This window comes from Corallococcus sp. RDP092CA (assembly GCF_041903675.1).
In the GTDB taxonomy this organism is placed as follows: Bacteria; Myxococcota; Myxococcia; order Myxococcales; family Myxococcaceae; genus Corallococcus.
This window is the reverse complement of record NZ_JAYESI010000007.1, coordinates 16,833-35,868: the sequence shown is the minus strand read 5'-3', so window position 1 is coordinate 35,868 and position 19,036 is coordinate 16,833. Positions and strand designations below refer to the sequence as shown.

General features: G+C 71.4%; 19 protein-coding genes. 12 read left to right on the top strand and 7 right to left on the bottom strand.

The window, feature by feature from the left end:
- Nucleotides 1-111 precede the first annotated feature (111 nt).
- Together U8525_RS10370 and U8525_RS10365 are read right to left on the bottom strand one after the other, a co-directional pair.
- Nucleotides 112-1,506 carry a sigma 54-interacting transcriptional regulator gene (locus U8525_RS10370; RefSeq protein ID WP_374264297.1) on the bottom strand — a complete coding sequence of 465 codons (1,395 nt, stop codon included), beginning with the start codon at nt 1,504-1,506 and terminating at the stop codon, nt 112-114.
- Nucleotides 1,507-1,609: 103 nt separating this feature from the next.
- A complete protein-coding gene (locus U8525_RS10365; protein ID WP_143904436.1) occupies nt 1,610-1,804 on the bottom strand; it encodes a hypothetical protein in 195 nt (64 codons plus the stop codon).
- A 253-nt stretch (nt 1,805-2,057) separates the two neighbouring features.
- On the opposite strand from U8525_RS10365, the gene U8525_RS10360 reads away from it, so the two are divergent.
- Both U8525_RS10360 and U8525_RS10355 read left to right on the top strand, forming a co-directional pair.
- Nucleotides 2,058-2,333, top strand: coding sequence for a hypothetical protein (locus U8525_RS10360; protein WP_043321624.1), 276 nt, complete (start codon nt 2,058-2,060; stop codon nt 2,331-2,333).
- A 57-nt stretch (nt 2,334-2,390) separates the two neighbouring features.
- Complete coding sequence (locus U8525_RS10355; protein WP_374264293.1) at nt 2,391-3,116, top strand: PHP-associated domain-containing protein; 726 nt, start codon at nt 2,391-2,393, stop codon at nt 3,114-3,116.
- A 4-nt stretch (nt 3,117-3,120) separates the two neighbouring features.
- Here U8525_RS10355 and U8525_RS10350 read toward each other — a convergent pair whose 3' ends face one another.
- The 4 genes from U8525_RS10350 to U8525_RS10335 form a co-directional block, all read right to left on the bottom strand.
- A complete protein-coding gene (locus U8525_RS10350) occupies nt 3,121-3,873 on the bottom strand; it encodes a hypothetical protein (RefSeq protein ID WP_374264291.1) in 753 nt (250 codons plus the stop codon).
- Between the two features lie 55 nt (nt 3,874-3,928).
- Entirely contained in the window at nt 3,929-4,132 is a 204-nt protein-coding gene (locus U8525_RS10345) for a hypothetical protein (protein ID WP_014397115.1), read from the bottom strand.
- A 66-nt stretch (nt 4,133-4,198) separates the two neighbouring features.
- Nucleotides 4,199-4,519, bottom strand: coding sequence for an FmdB family zinc ribbon protein (locus U8525_RS10340; protein WP_374264289.1), 321 nt, complete (start codon nt 4,517-4,519; stop codon nt 4,199-4,201).
- A gap of 25 nt (nt 4,520-4,544) precedes the next feature.
- Complete coding sequence (locus U8525_RS10335; protein ID WP_374264287.1) at nt 4,545-5,780, bottom strand: hypothetical protein; 1,236 nt, start codon at nt 5,778-5,780, stop codon at nt 4,545-4,547.
- Between the two features lie 238 nt (nt 5,781-6,018).
- Between U8525_RS10335 and U8525_RS10330 the strand changes: the two genes are divergently transcribed.
- The 5 genes from U8525_RS10330 (at nt 6,019) to U8525_RS10310 (ending at nt 10,370) form a co-directional block, all read left to right on the top strand.
- The gene (locus U8525_RS10330; RefSeq protein WP_374264285.1) at nt 6,019-6,519 is read left to right on the top strand and encodes a Fur family transcriptional regulator; all 501 of its coding nucleotides are present in this window, start codon (nt 6,019-6,021) and stop codon (nt 6,517-6,519) included.
- A gap of 4 nt (nt 6,520-6,523) precedes the next feature.
- Entirely contained in the window at nt 6,524-7,051 is a 528-nt protein-coding gene (locus tag U8525_RS10325) for a TlpA family protein disulfide reductase (RefSeq protein ID WP_374264283.1), read from the top strand.
- 82 nt (nt 7,052-7,133) lie between these two features.
- Nucleotides 7,134-7,415 (top strand): septum formation initiator family protein, encoded by a 282-nt coding sequence (locus U8525_RS10320; RefSeq protein WP_374264281.1) that lies wholly within the window; start codon nt 7,134-7,136, stop codon nt 7,413-7,415.
- The gene (locus U8525_RS10315) at nt 7,412-9,574 is read left to right on the top strand and encodes a diguanylate cyclase (protein ID WP_374264279.1); all 2,163 of its coding nucleotides are present in this window, start codon (nt 7,412-7,414) and stop codon (nt 9,572-9,574) included. Before U8525_RS10320 ends, U8525_RS10315 begins: the two co-directional genes overlap by 4 nt.
- A 13-nt stretch (nt 9,575-9,587) precedes the next feature.
- Nucleotides 9,588-10,370, top strand: coding sequence for a class I SAM-dependent methyltransferase (locus U8525_RS10310; protein ID WP_374264277.1), 783 nt, complete (start codon nt 9,588-9,590; stop codon nt 10,368-10,370).
- 1 nt (nt 10,371) lies between these two features.
- On the opposite strand, the gene U8525_RS10305 is transcribed toward U8525_RS10310, so the two are convergent.
- A complete protein-coding gene (locus U8525_RS10305; protein WP_374264275.1) occupies nt 10,372-12,081 on the bottom strand; it encodes an HAD-IG family 5'-nucleotidase in 1,710 nt (569 codons plus the stop codon).
- A gap of 390 nt (nt 12,082-12,471) precedes the next feature.
- On the opposite strand from U8525_RS10305, the gene U8525_RS10300 reads away from it, so the two are divergent.
- From U8525_RS10300 to U8525_RS10280, 5 genes are read left to right on the top strand one after another with little or no spacing between them, the layout of a single operon-like run.
- Nucleotides 12,472-14,805 (top strand): protein kinase, encoded by a 2,334-nt coding sequence (locus U8525_RS10300; protein ID WP_374264273.1) that lies wholly within the window; start codon nt 12,472-12,474, stop codon nt 14,803-14,805.
- Nucleotides 14,806-14,810: 5 nt separating this feature from the next.
- Entirely contained in the window at nt 14,811-15,470 is a 660-nt protein-coding gene (locus tag U8525_RS10295; RefSeq protein ID WP_374264271.1) for a response regulator, read from the top strand.
- 27 nt (nt 15,471-15,497) lie between these two features.
- Nucleotides 15,498-16,838 (top strand): M16 family metallopeptidase, encoded by a 1,341-nt coding sequence (locus U8525_RS10290; RefSeq protein WP_374264269.1) that lies wholly within the window; start codon nt 15,498-15,500, stop codon nt 16,836-16,838.
- A gap of 3 nt (nt 16,839-16,841) precedes the next feature.
- On the top strand, nt 16,842-18,332 hold the full coding sequence (locus U8525_RS10285; protein ID WP_374264267.1) for a M16 family metallopeptidase: 1,491 nt from the start codon (nt 16,842-16,844) through the stop codon (nt 18,330-18,332).
- Nucleotides 18,329-19,030, top strand: a complete 702-nt coding sequence (locus U8525_RS10280) for an RluA family pseudouridine synthase (RefSeq protein WP_374264265.1) — start codon at nt 18,329-18,331, stop codon at nt 19,028-19,030. The genes U8525_RS10285 and U8525_RS10280 overlap by 4 nt, the downstream gene beginning before the upstream one ends.
- The last annotated feature ends 6 nt before the right edge of the window (nt 19,031-19,036 follow it).

Here is a 19,036-nt window from a genome sequence, read left to right as displayed (position 1 = left end):
CCCAAGATGGGGCGCAAACCCGGTCCGACAACCACCCCCAGCGGGGAGGTCCACCCCAGTGTCACCCGGCCAAAGACGTCCGTGACTCCGGGTGGGGGCAGGGGACCGCCGTCAGTCCGGACCGGACACCAGCCCGTGCTTGCGCAGGAGCTTGCGCAGGTAGACGCGGTCGATGCCCGCCTCGCGCGACGCCTTGGACACGTTCCCGCCGCACCGCTCCAGCAGCGTGCGCAGGTAGTCGCGCTCGAAGCCCTCGATGAGGCGCTCCTTCGCTTCCTTGAAGGGCAGCTCCAGCGCCAGGGACAGCGTGTCCTCCGGGTCCAGGTCCGGCGACAGGGCGGGGCGCGGGCGCGGCGTGTCCGGCAGCTCCGGCAGCGCGGACTCGCCCAGGCTCACCACCCGGTCCACCACGTTGCGCAGCTCGCGCACGTTGCCCGGCCACGGGTACTGGGCCAGCAGGGCGCGCGTCTGGTCCGACAGGGCGCTGGGCGGCTTGCCCATGCGCTCCAGCACGGTGTCGATGAGCAGCGGGATGTCCTCCGGCCGCTCGCGCAGGGGCGGCAGCGCCACGCGCAGCACCGCGAGCCGGTGGAACAGATCTCCCCGGAAGCGGCCCGCCTTCACTGCCCCCTCCAGGTCCTGGTGCGTGGCCGCCACCACCCGCACGTTCACCGAGCGATAGTCGTTGGCGCCCACCCGCTTCACCTGCCGGCGCTCCAGCGCGCGCAGCAGCCGGGGCTGCACCTCCAGGGGCAGCTCGCCCACCTCGTCCAGGAAGAGGGTGCCGCCGTGGGCGCGCTCGAAGGCGCCCGCCCGGTCCGCCTGCGCGCCGGTGAAGGCGCCCTTCACGTGGCCGAACAGCTCCGACTCCAGCAGCTGCGGCGCCACGCCCGCCAGGTCCACGATGACGAAGGGCCCCTTGGAGCGGCCGCCGTGCGTGTGCAGCCCCTCCGCGCACAGCTCCTTGCCGGTGCCCGTCTCGCCCTGGATGAGCACGTCGGACTCGCCCTGGGCCACGCGCTCCAGCAGGGTGAACACCTCGCGCATCCGGCGGCTCTGGCCCACCAGGTTGCCGAACCGTTCCCGGGTGGACAGGGGCAGGGCGCTCGCCCGCTCTCCCTCCGGGACGAGCTTCAGCTCCGTGGTGCCCAGCGTGAGCACCGCGCCGGGGCGCACCTCCAGGGTGGTGAAGCGCATGCCCTCGCAGAACGAGCCGTTGCGCGAGCCCACGTCCACCGCCTGGATGCTGTCCTCGCGCACGTCCAGGAGCAGGTGGCTGCGGGACACCGCCCGGTCCGCGATGACGACGTCGGAGCTGGGGTCCGCGCCCACCCGATAGCGCCCGGGCAACAGGGGATGGCTCTGGCCCGCGTCCGGACCGGACAGGATGAGCAGCCGCACCCGGACCCGCGCCGTGCGCATCGCCGGCAGGGCGTCCGTGCGCAGCTGCCGATCCTCCTCCCCGCTGTCGCTGTCGTCCCCGAAGCGCGCCACGGCGCGGACCATAACATACGGAAACGGAAAGGCCCGGCCTCCCCGCACGCGCCGGAAGGTGCGCGAGCGGAAGAGGTCGGGCCCGAGGCGACACGACCCAGGGAAGGCGCGGCGGTCAGGCCGGCGGCTTCGCGTGCTTGTAGAAGAGCACCAGGGTGTAGCAGTGGAACTCGTTGTCGGAGGACTGGCAGACGACCCGGTCCACGATCTCCAGGTCCGAGTTGCTCTTGATCCAACGGGTGACGTTCTCACCCAACTCTTCCCGCTCCTTGGCCTTCGTCGCGGAGAAGACCTTCACGCCCGTGAACATCGCCAGCCACTCCTTGTGCGGTGGTGAGAAAAGGCTTGACCGGGGGTTATCGCACGCGCCTTTTCAAGGTGTCAAAAATGCTGCGTCCCAAAAGTCGTGATCCGCGAGGGAGCGGGGGGCGGGGCGGGGTGGGGGTTTGCAGGCCTTGCGGCATGCATAGGTTCACCCAGTCGCACCCGGTTCGTGGATTGGGGCGGGGGGCCCGGGGCCATTTCCGGCTCCAGGGGCAAGGGCGGAAAGAGGGGGCAGGACCGTGGACATGAAGACGAAGAAGGACCTGGCGGTCGATTTCATCAACACCATCCGCACCATGGAGCCGAGTGCGCTCAACGCCCTCATCGTGAAGGAGGCGGGCGAGGAACTGGCGCAGTTCTTCCTGAACTACAGCGCCAACCTCATCTCCAAGGACCCGTCGCGGGTGCTGGAGAACACGTCCTCGCTGATGCTGATGGGCTACCTCATCCGCACCTACGAGGAGAAGAACAGCCAGGCCAAGCAGGGCAACTTCCAGTCCTACGCGTACGCCTGAGGGCCTGTGCGCGCGGGCTCGACAGGCCCCGGGAGGCCTGTTAGGCACGCGTCGCCCATGCTCATCGACCTACACGCCCATTCCCATCTGTCCAAGGGGTGCGAACTGGAGCCGCGCGCCGTGCTGGAGCGGGCGGCGATGTTCGGCCTGGACGCGGTGGCGTTCACCGAGACGAACACCCAGGACGGCTGCGACGAGCTCTTCGAGATCGGCGCGAAGTCGAAGGTGAAGGTCTTCGTGGGGCTGGAGCTCGTCACGGACCGGGGCCAGTACCTGTGCTTCTTCCCGAAGCCGGAGCTGGCGCCGGAGCCCGTGCAGATGTGGGGCAGCAACCGGGAGAAGCCCTGGAGCGCGGCCGAGTGCCTGCCCAAGGTGAAGGCGCTGGGCGCGGCCATCGTCGCGGCCCGCCCCTTCGACCGGGACGTGCCCAACCCCGCCATGGACTACGTGCGCTCGCTGTCCGGGGTGCTGTGCGCCGTGGAGGGCTACAACGCCAAGGTGAAGCAGACGGCCAACGACCTGGCCGTGGAGGCCGCGGACGCCCTCAAGCTGCCCTGCGTGGGCGGCAGCGACGCGCGCGGCTCCCTGGACGAGATGGGCCGCGGCGCCACCTTCTTCAAGCGCGACGTGCTCACCCAGGCGCAGCTGGTGGAGGAGCTCTTCAAGGGCGACTACTGGCCGGTGATGGCCGGCGAGCTGCCCCGCCTCACCCGGCCGGGCGAGGCCCAGGCCCAGCGCAAGGGCGGCGGCAAGAAGCAGCACCGCCGCGGCGGCCGGCGCTAGGCCCTCACGGCAGGGCGGACCTGCCCGCCTCCTCGGCGCGCACCAGCCTGCCGTCGGTGAGGAACGCCTTGCGGCGCTCGCCGGTGTAGCGCCACTCCTCGTTCTTCGCGGTCCCCTCCAGCGTGCGGTGCACGGACTCCGGCGGGCCCCACGCCATGCGCACCGCGTCCGCGGGCATGTCCGCCACCAGCGTCTTGGTGCGCACGGCCTCCTTCACCGCCGCGCTGAAGCCGTTGAGCTCCGCCGTCAGCGGGTGGGGCGACAGCGTCTTCTCCAGCTCCGTGCGGAACGCGTCCGGCCGGTCGAGGTTCGGCGGCAGCACCAGCACCACCTGCTCGCCCGGCGGCGCGCCCTCCACCATCACGTACACCCACGGCCAGGTGCGCGGCGAGTAGAGGACGCGCTCGGTGACGACCCACGCGGTGGGGAACTCCACCTTGGTGATCCGCACGCGCGAGCCGGCCGGGAGGGTGGCCTGGATGGGGCCGGGGTTGATGGGCTTGCCCTGGGTGTCGTCCACCAGCCGCACGTCCTCGGGCGGGTAGGGCGTGAGCAGCCGCTTGGACCCGTCCCCGAAGAAGGGCGTCAGGTAGGCGGAGACGCGCAGGTACTGCTCCGCGTCCGGGCCGGTGAGGGTCCGGTCCAGCGAGGCGCGGTCCTCGGGGGACATGCGGGTGGCGGACGCGCAGCCGACGGACACGGCGGCCAGCAGCGGCACCCAGAGGAGGGACGACAGCGAGCGGAAGGAATGCGGCATGGCACCTGGACGCACGCGGGATGGGACGCGCGCGACCTCAAGGTGCCTGCTTAGCCTAGCGGATGGCCTGCGTCAGCGCCGGCGTGTCGGACGCCGCGAGCTTGCCGTTGCGGCAGCCACGCTGCGGAGGGCACACGGGGCCGCGGCCATGGGGGTCCGCGACCAGGAGGAACCGCCCCTGGCCCCGCGCATCCGTCAGCTCCGGATGGCCGCACAGCGCGCAGTGGCGGGGGGGACGCTTCGAGGGAGGAAAGGGCACGCCCCCAGTCTGAAGCCTCCCCGCGCCCCCAGCGAATTTTCAGCCGGGGGCGGCGGGACGGCTTCGCTACGACTTGTCGCTGGACGCGGCGCTCGGCGCGGCCGCGGGGGCGCTGGCCGCCGCCGTGCTGCTGCTCGACGACGAGGAAGAAGACGAGGACGACGATGAGGAAGCGGAGGACGAACCGCCGCCGTCCTTCTTCGTGGAGCCGTACAGGTCGGAGTACCAGCCGCCCCCCTTCAGGTGGAAGCTGGAGCGGCTGACCAGTTTGCTCAGGGTGCCCTGGGCGCCGCACGCGGTGCAGGCGGGGGGCGTCGGGTCGGACATCTTCTGCAGGACGTCGATGGTCTTTCCACAGGCCGAGCAGCCGTACTCGTAGATGGGCATGGGGTGGGTACCTCGTGTCGGTGAGTCAGTGCGAAGGGGAGGAGGCCTGGGCGGACAGCTGCTTGCGCAGGCCCTCCGCCAGGTTCAAGCGCTCGAAGGCGCGGGTGATGAGCTCCGCGGGCGCGCCGTGCTTGCGGCCCACGACGTTGGCCAGCGAGTGGAGATCCGTGGCGTCCGGCAGGACGTCCTTCGCCAGCCGCTCCAGGTCCTTGCGGAGCGCGTCGGCGAAGCGCTTCTGGATGCCCAGGTCCACCAGGTACTTGTCCCGGCCGAGCAGGTCCAACCGGTGGGTGAGGTGGGAGGTGGCCAGCACCTCGTTGCGGAAGCGCTCGCGCAGCGCCTCCACCTCCTCCTCCATCTTGAGCGCGTGCGTGAGCCGCTGGAGCTCGCTGGGGGACAGGCCCAGCGCCCAGGCCACCCGGCCGGTGGCGCCGCGCTGGGACGCGACGGCGGTCCGGAGGTTCTCGCGCTCGCGGGCCTCCAGCGCCTCCATGATGCCGTGCTGGCGCAGCACGTTCTCCATGTCCACCTGGGTCAGCTCGCCGCGCGGGCCGTTGTAGCGGTGCTCCAGTGTGCGCAGGAGCGCGAAGCGGTGCTCCGTGGCCGCGATGGCGGCCTCCAGCGTCTCCTTGCCCTCCGAGCGCGTCAGCTCGAAGAACGACAGCCGCTGGGCCTCCACGCGGGTGAAGCGGCCGCGGGGGCGGGGCAGCTCGCGCTTGAGGAAGCGCGGGGGCTCCTCCTCCAGCGCCTGCGGGGCCGGGGCGGGCGCGGCGGTGTCGGCGCCCTCCACCTCGGAGGTGCGCTTCCTGGGGGCGATGCGCTCCTGGACGGCGGCGGCCTCCGCCTTGGCGCCCTTGCGGCGGCCCGCCTTGGGGTCCGCCTCCTCGGAGGGCGAGGAGGGGAGGGCGAACACGGGCGTGGCGGGAGCGGGCGCGGGCGGCGGGGTCTTCTCCTCGCGCACCTGGGCCAGCTCCTGGGCCACGTCGTAGTAGCCGCACTCCTGGCGCTGGGCCGCGAGCGCCGGCGTCACGCCGCGCAGGATGTCCACCACCGCGAAGGGCCCCAGCGGGGACGTCTCCGGTTCACCATCCGCGAGGGCCCGGACCCGGAAGTCCTCCTCCTCGGTGAGGAGCGCGAGCGCTTCGCGGACCTGCTGTGCGGGGGCCGGCGCCTTCGCGCGTCGGCAGAAGTCCGACACCGCCACCGCCACCGGGGTGGGTACGTCATCGGGCTGCCGTCTTCTCTGCCAGGGACTGATCATGGAAAGGTTCGGAAAATTGCTCGTTTACGAGGGCGGATGCCTCTATCTTCGCGGCCAGACAGGTGTCAATGAGCCAGTCCGGCCTCAATGTAAACAGCCCACGCGCGGCGCAAGCCGAAGACACCGGACTCCATGGTAGTCAGCGGGGGAGCGGGCGCCCGGTGCGGCCGGCCGGCGAAAAAGTCTTGCGGGAGCAGGCATCCCCACCCCAACACATGGGGTGCTTCAGAGATTGCAGATGACGACCCACCACCACAGCCACTCCCACTCACACGGCCCCTCGGACAAGGACAAGGACGAGGTCCTGGCGCACTACATGGCGCAGCACGGGCTGAAGAGCACGCGCCAGCGCAGCCTCATCATCGACACCTTCTTCGAGGTAGGGGGCCACCTCTCCGTGGAGGAGCTGTGGAACAAGGTGCGCGAGCAGGACACCAAGGTGTCCGTGGCGACCGTGTACCGGACCATGAAGCTGCTCAACGAGTGCGGGCTGGCGCACGCGCGCAACTTCGGAGACGGGCAGACGCGCTACGAGGCGGCGGCGGGGCGCGAGCACCACGACCACCTCATCTGCACGAGCTGCGGCACCATCGTGGAGTTCGAGAACGACCGCATCGAGACGCTCCAGGACGCGGTGGCGCGAAAGCACGGCTTCACGGTGACGTCGCACAAGATGGAGCTGTACGGCTTGTGTCGCGAGTGTCAGCTCCGCGGGGGCCCTCCGGAGACAGAGGCCTGAGCGCGTGAGCCCGGTGCGGCGACGCGCGCTGGCGTGCGCGGTGGCGCTGGCCCTGACGGGGGCGGTGTCCGGCTGTCGCCACGGCGGTCCGGTGGACGCCGGGCCCGCCTTCTATCGAGCGCTGTGGCTGCCGTCGGTGGGGCCCGCGCGCTACGACCCCCGGCAGCTTCCGGGCAAGGTGGTGCTGGTGTCCTTCACGGCCACCTGGTGCTTCCCGTGCCTGGCGGATCAGCCCACGCTCACGCAGCTCCAGCAGAAGTACGGCCCCCAGGGCCTCCAGGTCGTCGCGGTGGGGATGGACATCGACGAGGGCCGGGTGCTGGGGCCGTTCGCGGACCACTACGCCTTTCCCTACCCGGTGCTGCTGTCCGACGAGCGGATGCGCGCGGGGCAGAGCGCCTTCGGCCGCATCCGGGCGCTGCCCAGCACGGTGCTCCTGGACCGGCACGGCCGCGCGGTGGCCGCGTGGCAGGGGATCGAAGGCCAGGCGGACGTGGCGAAGGCCATTGAAAAGCTGCTGAAGCAGGACTGACTCCGACCCGGCGCTGGAGTGCTACAGGGCTGGAGCGGAATTCTTGCGGGCAGGGGGGCCGCTGGTACCTTCGCCGGCGCTCATGACGTCCCGGCGAAAGCTCCTGATGGTGGCGGCGGTGGTGGCGGTGGCCCTGAGCCTCGCTTCGGTGGCGGACGCCAAGGGCTTCCGGCGGTACCTGCGCCTGCGGCAGGACGTGGAGGCGCTCGGCGAGCGCAACCGCGCGCTGGCCGCGCAGAACGACGCGCTCCGCAAGGAGATCGCGGCGCTGCGCAAGGATCCTGCGACGTTGGAGCAGGCGGTGCGTGAGGAGCTCGGCTACGTGAAGCCGGGCGAGATCGTCTTCCACCTGGAGTCGCCATGACCTCGCTGCCCGCGGTGCCCTCTCCGGCGAAGCTCGTGCGTGCGTTCTTCCGCGCCATCCCCGCGGCGGTGGCGCTGGCCACCTTCGTGCACCTGGCGCAAGGCGGCTTCCGGGGCCTGCACACGCTGGGGTGGACGGAGGCGGCCCTGGTGGTGGGGCTGCTCGTCGGCATCGGCATGGCGGCGTGGCGCCGGGCGATGCGCTCGTCGGTGGGCGCGGTCATCGACCTGCGCGACGACCTGGAGCTGGGCGGCGGGCTCATCTCCGCGGCCTTCATCGTGGTGGCGATCGGCGGCGGGGAGCTGTTCCCCATCGTCTACCTGCTGATGGCGTTCCTGGTGGCGTTCCTGCCGCGCAACGCGGGCATGACGCTGCTGGGCATCGCGCTGGTGTACGACGGGCTGGTGACGCTGGGCGGGCCGGTGGTGAACGTCACCGGGTTCCTGACGCACACGCTGTTCCTGGCGCTGTTCGCGGGGCTGTACCACCTGGTGCTGTCCGCGCGGATGGCGGTGGCGAAGCGGGCGGAGTCGGACGCGGTGCAGAAGCGCATCCGCGAGGTGGAGGAGCGCGCGCGCACCTTCCGGCTGGTGTCCTCCGGGACGCAGGACAGCTTCAGCGGGATGAACTCCGACGAGAAGTGGCTGGTCGCGTCGGTGAAGGAGATCGAGGGCGCGGTGCACGCGGCGCTGGAGATCGCGGAGACGGGCCTGCGCACGGACACCTGCGCGGCGTTCCTGCTCACGTCGGACGACCGGAGCCTGAAGCTGTACGACTGCCGGTCGGCCTCGGAGCGGGTGCAGCGCGAGAAGTTCAACGCGGGCGAGGGCATCATCGGCGGGGTGCTGAAGCGCCGCGCGCCGGTGCGGATGAACTCGCCGCAGGGGCTGAAGGGCGTCACGTACTACGAGAGCGGCGGTCCCACGGTGCAGGCGCTGCTGGCGGTGCCCATCCTGGAGGGCAGCGGCCTGGTGCGCGGCGTGCTGGTGGCGGACAAGCTGAAGAACGAGCCGTTCACGGACCAGGACGAGAAGATGCTGACCACCCTCGCGGGAGAGGTGCTGCGCTCCATCGAGGTGGAGCGGGTGATGAGCTACATCCGCAAGACGCGCGACGAGAAGGACCGGTTCTTCCGGGCCATCGAGGAGCTGAACCGCGCGGGCAGCCCGGACCAGGTGTTCGTGGCGGTGCTGGAGGCGACGCGGCAGCTCGCGGGGCTGGACTTCTGCGCGGTGACGCTGGTGTCGGAGCACGAGGGCAAGCGGGTGCACCGCGTGGCGCGGATGACGGGCGTCACGGCGCAGGGCAAGGCGCTGGAGGGGCGCACGTTCCAGGACAACAACGGCCTGGTGGCGAACGTGGTGCGCTACGGGGCGCCGCTGCCGGGGCGGGACATCAAGGCGATGGACCGTCAGGTCATCTTCGATGAAGAGACGCAGGTGCGCGGCCTGGGCGCGCTGAAGATCTTCCCGCTGGTGGCGGGGGACCGCATCCTGGGCACGCTGGTGGCGGGCTCGCGCAAGAAGACGGCGTTCGAGCAGGACGTGCTACGGATGATCGAGGTCATCGCCATCCAGGCGGCGCAGGCGGTGCTGCGCGCGCAGCTCTACGAGCAGATGGAGCGGATGGCGACGACGGACGGCCTCACGGGCCTGCTCAACCACCGCACGTTCCAGTCGCGCGCGGACGAGATCCTGGCGCAGGCGCGGCGGTACAACCGCAAGTGCTCCATCATGTTGACGGACGTGGACCACTTCAAGAGCGTCAACGACACCTACGGCCACCCGACGGGCGACCAGGTGCTCAAGGGCGTGGCGCGCATCATCAAGACGCTGGCGCGGGACACGGACGTGGTCGCGCGCTACGGCGGCGAGGAGTTCGTGATGGTGATGCCGGAGACGGACGCGCAGGGCGCGAAGATCATCGCGGAGCGCATCCGCGAGGCGGTGATGGCGGAGGTCTTCCAGACGGAGATGGGCCCGCTGCGCATCACGATGTCGCTGGGCATCGCGACGTTCCCCGACAACGCGATGGAGAAGCAGCAGCTGATCGACCTGGCGGACCAGTGCCTGTACCACTCGAAGCGCAACGGCCGGAACCAGTCCGTGACGGTGGCGCAGATGCAGGGTGGCCGGAAGCTCCAGGCGGTCGCGGAGTAGGGCGGCGGTCTCGATGCCGTCCGTCCCCCTCGCCGTCACCACCAGCACGAAGACGGATGCCGCCACGGTGCGCGAGGCGCGGGCCGTGGCGCAGCGGTGGAGCCTGCCGTTCCTGCCGCGCCGCTCCGGTGAGGGCATCGCGCCCTGGCTGGGCACCCGGGTCGATGCGCTGCTCGTCGTGGGCGGCGACGGCGTGACGCTGTGGGAGCCGCAGGGCTCGTTCGGCTTCCACGCGGGCATGGCGCACCTGCGGCGCATGCGCCTTCGCCAGGGGCAGCGCGACGACGCGCTCCTCAAGGTCGCCGAGCTCGTCCCGGGCGATGCCATGCTCGACTGCACCCTGGGGCTCGCGCAGGACGCGCTGGTGGCGTCGCTCGCCGTGGGGCCCACGGGCCGCGTCGTCGGTCTGGAGAAGAGCCTGCCCCTGTGCATCGTCGCCGCGGAGGGCCTCCAGCGCTACGACCGGGGCGAGGACTCCTGCGCCATCGAAGTGCGCCACGCGGACGCGCACGCGTACCTGAGGACGCTGCCCCCGCAGTCCTTCGACGTCGTCTTCTTCGACCCGATGTTCGCCAAGCCCAAGAAGGCCCAGCCCGCCTTCGACGTCCTGCGCCGGTTCGCGGAGCACGCTCCCCTCACGCCCGAAGCCGTGGAGGAGGGGAGGCGCGTCGCCCGCCGGTGGGTCGTCGTGAAGGGCGCCCGCCACACCGACGACCTGAGGAAGCTGGGCATCCAGCCGGAGCCCACCTCGCGCTTCAGCGACGTCATCTGGGGCCGGCTGCCCGCGCGGCCCTGAGCTACTCCTTCTCCGAGCCCTTCGGCGGACCTTCGCTCCCCATCGGGGACATCTTGCTCGACAGCGCGCCGGCCTGCTCGTGCGCCATCAGGTCGCGCGGCGAGCGGTAGTACTGCATGGGCGAGTGGTGCAGGAAGTTCGACACGCGGCTCGTGTAGAGGCACGCGTACTGCTCCACCTGGTAGCCGAAGCGGCTGTTCTCGTTGCCCTCCTTGAACAGCAGGCCCCAGTACGGGTTGAAGCCCTCCTCGACGTCGCGCTCCAGCGTGGCCGCGATGCCGTTGGCCTCCTTCAGCGAGCGGCGCAGCTTCTCCAGCTCCCCCTTCGTCCTCTTGCGCTGCTCCTCCACCTCGTGGCGCGCGGGCTCCGACAGCTCCTCGCGCTCCAGCCGGCGCTCCAGGGCATTCAGCACCGTCTTGCGGTGGTTCACCTCGTCGTCCAGCCGCGCGCGCGTCAGCTCCACCTCCGACAGCGTGGTGATCTCCTCGCGCCGCGCGTCCGTGTACGTGATCTCGTCCTCGATCTCCTGGACGATCATGCACGTGCGCCACAGCGACGACTTCTTGGACTTCAGGATGTCGCCGAAGATGTGGTCGCCCACGTAGAGGATGTGCTCGCCCCGGTGGCCGGTGAACTCCTCGAACTGCGCCAGGTTGCCGCCGGAATACACCGTGCCGCGCTCCAGCGACTTCGCCTCGCCCACCACCTTGCCGGCCTCCGTGGACGCGTCCAGCTCCAGGAACGGCCGGCTCTCCGTGAAGAACGCCGGCTTGGCCGCCGACGTCACCACGAAGTCGAAGTAGTTCTTCCAGCTAGGGTACTCCGGGAGCTGCCCGTCCAGCAGGTAGCGCATCACCGCGTTCGTGTAGTCCCACGCGGAGTTCGTCAGCAGGAACAGCCGCTTCCCGCCCGAGCGCAGCTTGTGCAACGCCGGCCCCAGCTCCGGATCCAGGAACACGTAGCGCGCCAGGTCCTTGCGCACCTCGCGCTTGAGCGAGTTGTCCCGGTGCACCGTGTCGATGGCTTCCCGGATGTCGTCGTAGAGCTTGCCGTAGTTCACGGTGTGCCCCAGCGACTCCATCAGCTCGATGATGCCCGAATACAGGCACGTCTCCGGAAGCGCGAAGAGCGTGTCGTTCCACGCGAACTGCGGGTTGCGCAGCCGCACCCGCTTGTTGCGGTACAGCTCCTTCCACGCGTCGCGCTTCAGCGGCCGGAGGCCGTGGTACGCGCGCCCCACGTGACCGAAGCGGTCCATCTTCAGGACGTTGCCGTTCACCCGGTCCACCGCCAGCCCGCGCATCACGAAGTGGTGGTCGTAGAGCAGGCCCCCGATGAACGGCGGGTAGCCGTACTCGCTGATCAGCTTCGCGATCGTCATGTCGAACGACAGCTGCTCCAGCCGGCGCATGTGGTAGATGGCCAGCGTGTAGTCCATGTCGAACCCGATGAGCTCGATGTGGTCCATGCGCAGGTTGCGGTTGACGAACACCTCCCGCGCATGCGGCACGTGGTCCGCCGGTTCTCGCGGGGTGGTGAGCAGCCGGCCGAGCACGTCGTCGGTGAGCAGCTCCCGGGCCCGATGGGCCGCGTCCTCGGCGTGCTCGCGGCGGATGGAGGAACGGAAGCTCCCGTGCAGCGGATCCACGGAGGGTCCGCCCGGGATGGGCTGGGCAGGGGAGAGTAGGGGCGACACGGGACCGCAAGACATAACACGCGCCGCTCACCCTTCGCCCGTGTCCTTGCGGGCTTCGCGAGGGGCTGGCACGCTCTGTCCAACGATGCGCACCCCACGTCCATCCCCGGCCTCCGCCGAGGACCTCCACGCGCGCCTGTCCGCTCGCATCACCGCGCTGGAAGACCGTGTGCGCCGTCTGGAGGCCCGGCTCGCCCTGGAGGCCCGCAAGCCACCCCCTGTCCGCACCCGCACCGCTGGCTCCTCCGCCACCGTCCGCTCCACCCGGCCCCGGCCACGCTGCCCCGGCTGCACCCTGGAGCTGCCTCGCGGACGGCGCGGTGAGTCGTGCGTGTGGTGCGGCTTCATGTTCGCCGCCGTGTCCCGCCGCCGCGCTGGCGGGCCCAAGGCGCCCCGGAAGGCTCGATGAGCGGGACGTACCGGCTCACAGGCCGCACGGAGGCGGGGGACCTGGCGGAGCTGTACGAGGCCCTGCTGCTGCCCACCATCCCCGTCGCGGTGAAGCTCTTCCTGCCGCGCACCTCGGACCCCGCCTATGCTCGCGCGCTGGCGGAGACGGTGCGGATGCTCCAGCCCGTGCGCCACCCGGGGCTCCTCCACGTCGTGGACGTGGGCTTCGTGCGCCAGCGGCTCGCCGTGGTGCGCGAGGACGTGGAGGGCTTCACGCTGGGCGTCGCGCTCCAGCGCCTCAACACCAAGGAAGTCCTCCTGCCGCCCGCGGTGGCGCTCTCCATCGTCATCCAGCTCCTGGAGACCGTGCAGCTCGCGCACGACGCGGGCGCCGTCCACGGGGCCATCACCCCGGGCAACGTGCTCCTGGCCCGCGACGGCTTCCCGGCCATCTGCGACTTCGGCGCGCTGCAGGCGCTCCTGGCCGTGCCCCAGCTCAAGCGCACGTTCGCGCACCGGGGCCGCAGCGCGTACCGCGCGCCGGAGGTGACCAAGGGAGAGGCGCCCACGGAGGCGTCGGACGTGTACTCGCTGGGGGCCATCGCCTACGAGCTGCTCACGCTGCGCGAGGCGGTGGTGCCCGGCAGCGGCGTGAGCACCCGCCGCGAGACGCTGCCTCCGCCCAGCCGGTTGGATCGGCGGATCAACTCGCGGCTGGATCCGGCGATCATGCGCGCGGTGGAGCCCTCGCCCCAGCGGCGCTTCCGCTCGTGCGGCGAGTTCGCCCAGGCCCTGCGCAACTTCCTCTCCGCGAGCGGCGGACTGCCCGGCGCGGAGGAGGTGGCCCGCTTCGTCGCGGAGCTGTTCCCCAACGAGGTGAGCCTCGCCGCCCCCGGGCCCGTGCCGTTCCCGGAGCCCTTCGCGCTGGAGCCCATCTCCGGGGCGGAGATGGAGGACCTGCACGCCGAGGAGCTCGAGGCCTCCATCGTCCAGCGCGCGCCATACAGCCGCGCGCCCACGGAGGAGGAGGCGTCCGCCGAGACGCAGGAGGCCTCCGCGCCCGCCTTCGAGGAGTTCCGCCCGGAGGACTACGCGCCGGACGCGCCCGGGGACGACGAGCTCGGTCCCGAGGACGAGGCGCGGAGCACGGAGCTGTCGCCCGCGGGGCCCCTGGAGCAGGGCTGGGACGCGCCGCCCGGCGTGCTCGCGCAGAAGTCCCGCAAGCCGGAGGGCGGCGCCGCCCCGCGCGCCGGACGGAATCCCCGCGTGAAGGTCATCGAGGACTTCTCCGGACCGCCGCTCGGGGACGACGAACCGCCCGTGCCCACCGGCCGCCGCGCGGCCATGCGCCCCGCGCCAGCCCTCGGGGACGATGAACCGCCCGTGCCCACCGGCCGCCGCGCGGCCATGCGCCCCGCGCCGCCCCTGGGCGGAGATGAGCCGGTCCCGCCCTCCGGTCGTCGTGCCGCCCTGCGTCCCGGCCAGCCCGGGCCGCTGGAAGAAGAACCCCCGTCCGGGGCGAAGCGCCCACCCCTGCGGCCCGCGCGCGGTGCTGGCGGCAGGGGGCCCGGCCAGGAGACCGCCGTGCTCCCCTCTGCGGGAGCCCCCGCTTCCGCCGACGCGAGCGTGCCCCGCCAGGAGCGCCGGGGCCGCGCCGAGCCCACCGAGGCACTCCCCGCCGAGCCCCGCTCGGAGCGCCGCGCGGCTCCTCCGAAGGCGGAGGGCCGCGTGCGCCACGACATGGCGATCCCCGCGCCGTCGGACCGCCACCTGCCGGTGAACCAGCGCTTCGACACGGTGGAGACGCCGCGCATGGGCGCGGTGGATCCCGCGACCCGCCGCAAGCGCCTGCTCTTCATCGCGGGCGGCATCGCCCTGGTGGGCCTGTTCATGTTCGCGGTCGCCGCGTGGCGGCTGGGCCTGGGGCCCGTCCATGAACCCGGGGTGCCCCGCTACGATCCGAACGCGCCCGCGCCGAACGGCACCTCCGCGAACCCCTCCGCGCTCAAGCCCATCGCGCCCCCTCCGCCCGCGCCTCCGCCCACCCCCGGCGCGCGGGACATCGAGGACGGGGACGCCGAGGAGGAGACCGCCGAGCCGGGCCTGCCGCCCCGGAACCAGCGCGCGTTCCTCACGCTGCGCACCAACCTCCCCGCGACCGTCTACATCGACGGGGCGAAGGTGCGGCGCACGACGCCGCTGGTGAAACACCCGGTCCGCGTGGGCACGCGCGACATCCGCGTGGTGGCCATCGCCACCGGCGAGCAGAAGGACTTCCAGCTCCGCTTCTCGCGGGGCCAGCACCAGAAGCTGGACGAGCAGTTCCAGCCTCCCCCCACCAGGCGGTGAGTTTCGTGGAGCGCACGCGCATCTTCGTCGTCGAGGACCAGCCCCAGCTCCTCCGCAACCTGGTCAAGGTGCTGGGCACCTTCCCGGAGCTGGAGGTGGTGGGCACCTCCCAGGATGGGGAGGAGGCCGTGGACGTCATCGTCCGCGAGCGCCCGCAGCTGGTCCTCCTGGACCTGGAGCTGCCGGGGCTCAACGGCATCCAGGTGACCCAGAAGGTCAAGCGCCGCGCCCCCGAGGTGGAGATCCTCATCCTCACGTCCTTCGAGGAGGAGCAGAAGGTCTACGAGGCCATCCAGGCGGGGGCGTCCGGCTACCTGGTGAAGCGGGTGGGGCCGGAGAAGATCCGCTCCGGCATCCAGGAGGTCATGGACGGGGGCACCGTGCTGGAGCCCATCATCGCCCGGCGCTTCTGGAACTACTTCCAGTCCATCCAGGCCCGGCCGGCCCGGAAACCCGCCGAGCTGCCCTGGGGGCTGACGGCCGTGGAGCTGGACGTCCTGCGCTACGTGGCCAAGGGCCTGTCCAACGCGGAGGTGGGGCGGGTCATGACGCTGGAGCGGCGCACGGTGCGCACGCACCTGTCGCATATCTACCGGAAGATGGGCGTCAACTCCCACGTGGACGCGGTGGTGATGGCCCTGCGCGAAGGTGTCGTGGATCTCTAGCCGCGCCGTGGTTACGGTGTGGCACCTATGTCCAAGGCATCCCCGCGGTCCACCGCCGTGCGCGCGGTGGACCCCACGCTCGCAGCGCTCTTCGACGTTCACGAGGCGACCCTGCCCAACGGGCTCAGGGTCCGCCTGCTGGCGAACCACCAGGCCCCGGTGGTCAGCCTCTACACCTTCTTCCAGGTGGGCAGCCGCAACGAGCGGCCCGGCATCACCGGCATCAGCCACCTGTTCGAGCACATGATGTTCAACGGGGCGAAGAAGTACGGCCCCAAGATGTTCGACAAGACGCTGGAGTCCAACGGCGGCCGCTCCAACGCGTACACGTCCAACGACATGACCGTGTACTACGACGACTTCAGCGCGGACGCGCTGGAGACGGTGCTCGACCTGGAGTCGGACCGGATGCGCTCCCTGCGCATCTCCGACCAGACCCTGGCCAGCGAGCGCCAAGTCGTGATGGAGGAGCGCCGCGTCCGCGTGGACAACGAGATCCCCGGCATGATGGACGAGGAGCTGGGCACGCTCGTCTACAAGGCGCACGCGTATCGCTGGCCCGTCATCGGGTGGATGGCCGACATCGAGAACATCACCCGCGAGGACTGCCAGCAGTACTTCCGCACGTACTACGCGCCCAACAACGCGGTGCTCTACATCGTCGGGGACATCGACCCGAAGAAGACGCTCGCGCTGGTGCGCAAGTACTACGGGAACATCCCGCGCGGCCCCACGCCCGCGCCGGTGCTCAACGCGGAGCCGGAGCAGAAGGGCGAGCGCCGCGCCGTGGTGCGCCACCCCGCGCAGTCGCCGTCGGTGATGATCGGCTTCCGGGGCCCGGCCGCCAGCGACGAGGACACGCTGGTGCTGGACGTGGTCCAGTACATCCTCACCAAGGGCGAGGGCAGCCGGCTGGTGAAGTCCCTGGTGTATGACCGGAAGGCCGCCGTGTCGGTGATGCTGGACTGGAGCTGGCGCATCGACCCGGGGACCATCCTGTTCTACCTGGAGCTCAAGCCGGACTCGGAGCCCGCGAAGGTGGAGGCGCTGCTGTACGCGGAGCTGGAGAAGCTGGCGCGCGAGGGCGTCACCGACAAGGAGCTGCAGAAGGCGAAGAACAACCTGCGCGCGGACCACCTGCGCGAGCTGTCCACCAACAGCGGCCGGGGCCACGCCCTGGGCCACTACGAGGCGCTGCTCGGCGACTGGCGCGAGGGCCTGTCCCTGCCGACCTTCTACGCCTCCGTCACGGCGGAGCAGGTGAAGGCCGTGGCCGCGAAGTACTTCGCCCCCGAGCGCCGCTCGGTGGTCACCCTCCACCCCGAAGCCGGCGCCGCGGAGACCGGCGACGAAACGGCGGAAGCGTAACCCATGGCCTCCCGAAAGATCGCCTCCGTGAAGAGCACCGTCCGCAAGGCCGCCAAGGCCGTGCGCAAGCAGGCCACCGTCGCGCGCAAGCAGGTCGCGCGGGCGAAGAAGGCCGTGCCGGCGCGCGTGAAGAAGCTGTCGTCCGCGCCGAAACCCGGGGCCGTCGCCACCGGCGAGCTGAAGCTGCCCGCGCTGCATGAGAGCACCACGTCCACGGGCCTGAAGGTCATCGCGGCCGAGCGCGGGCCGCTGCCGCTGGTGTCCGTGCGGCTGGTGATGCGCGCGGGCGCCGTGTTCGACCCGGCGGGCAAGGACGGCCTGGCGGACTTCACCGCGCGCCTGCTGCGCCGGGGCACGAAGCGCATGGACGCGGATGGCATCAGTGAAGCCATCGAGTTCGTGGGCGCCAGCCTCTACGCGGGCGTCAACGAGGACGTGCTGTCCGTCTACCTCACCACGCCCGCGGAGCACTTCTCCGAGATGCTCGACGTGCTGGGCCAGGTGGTGCGCGAGCCCACGTTCCCGGAGCAGGAGGTCGTGGACGCCCGGGAGCGCGCGCTGGCGCAGTTCGCCAACGACCTGGATGACCCCTCGGCCATCGCGGACCGCGCCTTCACGCGCGCCGTGTGGGGGGACCATCCGTACGGGCGCGACGTGGGCGGCAACAAGCGCACCGTGTCCACCTTCACCCGCGACGACGTGGTCCGCTTCCACGCCGAGTGCATGGGCCCCCGGGTGTCCCTGCTCACGGTGGTGGGCGCCATCGCGCCGGAGACGGTGGCCGCGGAGGCGGAGCGCGCCTTCGCCGGCTGGACGGGCGGCCCGGATGTCCAGCCGATGCTGCCGCGCAAGCAGGAGCCGCTGGCGAAGGCCGGCACGGTGCTGCTGGTGGACAAGCCGGACCAGACGCAGTCCCAGGTGCGCCTGGGCGGCCCGGGCTTCTGGCTGGGCCACGAGGACTACTTCCCGGCCACGGCGATGAACATCGCGCTGGGCGGTGGCTTCACGTCGCGGCTGATGAACGAGATCCGCGTCAACCGCGGCCTCACCTACGGCGTCAGCTCCTACTTCGACACGATGAGCGCGGGCGGCATCTTCGCGCTGTCCACGTTCACCAAGACGGCGTCCACGCGGGAGATCATCGACGTGGCGCTGAAGGAGATCCACGGCGTGCGCGACGGGGGCCTCAAGCCCCGCGAGCTGAAGGACGCGCAGAGCTACCTGGCCGGCCTGTATCCGATGCGCACGGAGACCAACGAGTCCGTGGCCTCGGTCATCGCGGACATGCGCATGCACGCCCTGGGGGACGACTGGGTGGAGAAGTTCCGCGACCGGCTGCGCGCGGTGACGCCGAAGGACGTGGCCGCCGTGGCGAAGAAGTACGCGTTCGCGGACCCGCCCGTCATCGTGGTGCTGGGCAAGGCGTCGGAGGTGAAGCCCCTGCTGGAAGGGCTGGGCCCCATCACCGTCGTGCCGGCGTCGGACTACGAATGAGCGGTGACGTTCCCCGCGTCCTCTTCGAGGGCGCGGGCGTGATGGTGGTGGACAAGCCGGCCGGGGTGCTCGTCATCCCCGGCCGCGAGGGCGGCCCGTCCCTGCGCGACACGCTGGAGGCCGCGCTGGGCCGCAAGGTCTACGTGGTGCACCGGCTGGACCGGGACACGTCCGGCGCGCTGGTGTTCGCGCTGGACGCGGCCGTGCACCGCGCGCTGTCCCAGGCCTTCGAGACGGGCAAGGTGCGCAAGCGCTACCGCGCCCTGGTGGAGGGCCGGCTGGAGGCGCCCCAACTGGTGGATGCGCCGCTGGTGGCCGCCCGCAAGGGGCGCATGCGCGTGGCGAGGCCGGACGAGCCGGACGCGAAGCCCTCGCGCACGCGGGTGCGCCCGGTGGAGACCTTCGCGCGCGCGTCGCTGGTGGAGGCGGAGCCGCTGACGGGCCGCACGCATCAGATCCGCGTGCACCTGCTGTCCCTGGGCCACCCGCTGCTCGTGGACCACCAGTACGGCCGCGAGGCACCGCTCGCGGAAGGGGACCTCGGAGGGCAGGGGACGCGAGAGGTGCTGTCCCGGACGCCGCTGCACGCCGCTCGCGTGGAGTGGCCCGCGCTGCCCGGGCTGCCCGCGCGAGGGGTGGACGCGCCGCTGCCCGCGGACATGCAGCGCGCGCTGGAGCTGCTGCGCGCGGCGGGGTGAGCCCCG